1 protein-coding gene is annotated in these 2,925 nt (G+C 69.7%); it reads left to right on the top strand.

Translation table 11 applies throughout. The features are described from left to right. Window positions 1-324: 324 nt before the first annotated feature. The coding region (locus tag ACWEBX_RS38770; RefSeq protein ID WP_451889407.1) for an RICIN domain-containing protein at window positions 325-2,925 on the top strand (2,601 nt) is incomplete at its 3' end.

Raw genomic sequence — 2,925 nt, forward strand, 5'->3', positions numbered from 1 at the left:
GATGCGGTTGGTTCAGCGTGCTTCTGAGCACCCCTCAGGATCGGAATCATCGCTCCCCTTTTGTTCGGCCGTTCCTCGGGCTCGTACCCCCCAGTGAACGCAGAAAGGGATGCCTTCTTGCACCCCAGACCATGGTTCCGGCTGCCCGCGGCGCGAAGATCGCAAAAGCGCACCTCCGCCGTCACCTCAGCGGCTGCGCTGGCCGTTCTGGCCGCTCTCGCGGTGCAGCCCGGTTCGATCGGGCCGAACAACGAGCCGGTGGCTGACTCCTATCCCTGGTACGACGACACCGCCGCCGAGCAACTGCGCCAGGACCAGTGCCTGATGGCCGACGTGCTGCGTCTTGGCGGCCCGTCGATGGCCGCGACCGCGCAGGACGGCCTCAACCAGACGCCGGACAAGCTCCACGTCCTGGCCGACCGCAAGAACTGGGAACAGACACCGCTCGCCGTCGCGTACAACAACGACCGCACCGCGGCGGGCAAGGAGATGGACGCCCTCTCCGCTCAGCGCGACGGGTGGAAGAAGCCTCTGGACGGTCTTTCAACCCCCGGCGGATTCACCGACACCGACTTCCACTCTCCGCCCGACGGCGACAAGAGCTTCTACTCCCAGACCGGTCTGTCCGCCTGGGTCGCCGACCGTTTCTGGAAAACCGACTCCGACTTCTACGACGACGCCACCCCGAAAGCCGACGACACGACTCTCAAGGCCGTCGACCAGGTGGGCAACCCCCTCTACGGGAAGGACCCCGATCCCACCGGGACGACGCAGGCGGAGTGGAATCGCGCGCGCGCCGAGCGCAGCGCCTTTCAGTGGATGCACGGGGGTCCCGCGACGAACGCCGGCGCGGACGACGCCCGGCTCTTCCTGTCCTCCGGCGGCTTCCCGCGCAGCGCGCCGCAGCCGGGCACGCCGGAGTACCGCATCGCCGTCGAGGACGTGAAGTCCCGCTTCGCCGCGTGTGGTTGGCGGGATCCGATCGACCCGGACAGCGTCCTGGGCGACATCACGTCCGCGGCGGCCGGCGAGTGGCAGCAGGAGGTCACGTCGCAGGCCGCTCAGCGCAACCAGATCCTGGGCGCGAACAAGGACGCGGTCAACGCCCTTTCCAAGGGTGCGAAGGCTTTGAGCGACATGCTGGGCCAGTCCTGGGATGCCGACCGTCTCACCCGGTGGCAGGACTACTGGATGCCGGGCGGTCTGGGCTGGGTGGGCGACAGCCCCACCGTCATCGAGGTGCACGCCGCGAAGGACAAGTGCCTCGACGTCCAGGGCGGCAAGAAGGACAACGGTACGCCGGTCCAGGTCTACACCTGCAACGGCTCCGCGGCGCAGAAGTGGGTCCTCTTGGGCAGTGAGGACAAGCTGCACCTGCAGAACGTCAACTCGCTCAAGTGCCTGGACGTGGCCGGGAACGACGCGGCGAACGGGACGAAGATCCAGATCTCGTCGTGCAAGGAGTCCACGTCGCAGACCTGGGCGTCCGAACTGCGCGGCGCCACCAGCCTGAGGAGTGTCGGTACGGGCAAGTGCCTGGACCTGCACACTTTCGACAACGGCAACGACGCGAAGCTCTACACCTGTAACGACAGCGCCGCGCAGCAGTTCGACATCAAGCCGTCGGGCCACAACGGCACCGGGCAGCTGGACTATCCGGACAAGGCGCAGTTCGACAAGGCGAAGGCAGGTGTTGCCGCGGCGCAGGCCGGTGCGAAGAAGCAGCTCGCTGTCCTGAAGGCCCAGCTGGCCGCCGTGCAGAAGGCTTCGGCCACCTCGGACACGGCGATCCAGGCCGCCTACGGCATCGCTGACACCAATGGGGCGCCGCGTGGCCGTGGTCTGCTGGTCGGGCAGCAGAAGGACCAGGTCACCAAGGGTGCCGCTGCCGCTCTCGCGGCGCTGGTGAAGGCGGGTGAGACGGCCGAGGCGGCCACCCGTGCCTCCGCCGGTGACAGCGCGACCCTCGCGCAGCGGGCGCTGGCGCAGGCCGCGCAGTCGAAGGCTGAGTTCCGCAAGAAGGCCGCCGAGACGGCCGAGCTGCAGGCGAAAGCCGCAGCCGACGCCGCGAAGACGCACCGAGACAACGCCAAGAAGGACAAGGAGACCGCGCAGGCCAAGCTCGCCGACGCGCTGAAGGCCGAGGGGGACGCCAAGGCGGCCGCCGCCGACGCGCACGCCAAGCGGCTCGCGGCGGAGGCCGAGGAGAAGACGGCCAAGGCGGAGAAAGCGAACGCCGCCGCCAGCCGTGCCGAGGCCGCCGAGCACCGCAAGAGCGCCGAGTCTGAGGCGACGAAGGCGAAGGACGCCAAGGACAAGGCGGAGACCGCGGAGAAGACCGCCGGGGACCGGCGCGACGACGCGGTCAAGGCGAAGGACCACGCCAAGTCCCTGCGCGACGACGCCTGGGACGCTGAGCAGAAGGCCGACGCCACCCGCGCGAAGGCCGATGCCAAGGACGCCTACGCCGACTCCCTGGATTCCGGTGACGCGGCGACCGCGGCCCGGGCTGCTGCGAACGACGCGGACACGGCGGCTGACGACGCCGAAACGGCAGCGACCAAGGCCCGCTCCGAGGCCGACGCCGCCACCAAGGCGGCATCCGACGCGGACGCCGCGGCCACCCGCGCCGAGGCCGCCGCCAAACGCGCCCGCTCCGACGCCGACGCAGCCCAGGCCGACAAGCTGAAGGCCGACGCCGCCGTCAAAACCTCCACCAGCGCCGTCGCCGACGCCATCAAGGCCTCCCAGGACGCCTCCGCCCAGGCCAAGGCCGCGGTCAAGCTCGCCGACGAAGCCGAGCAGCACGCCAAGGACGCCAAGACCCAGGCCAGCACCGCCAACACGGAAGCGGCCAAGGCACTCGCTGCGTCCGCCAAAGCCGCCGGCTACGCCTACGTCACTGCCCAGGCCGCAGTCGACGCC

The sequence above is a fragment of the Streptomyces sp. NPDC005070 genome (assembly GCF_053600395.1).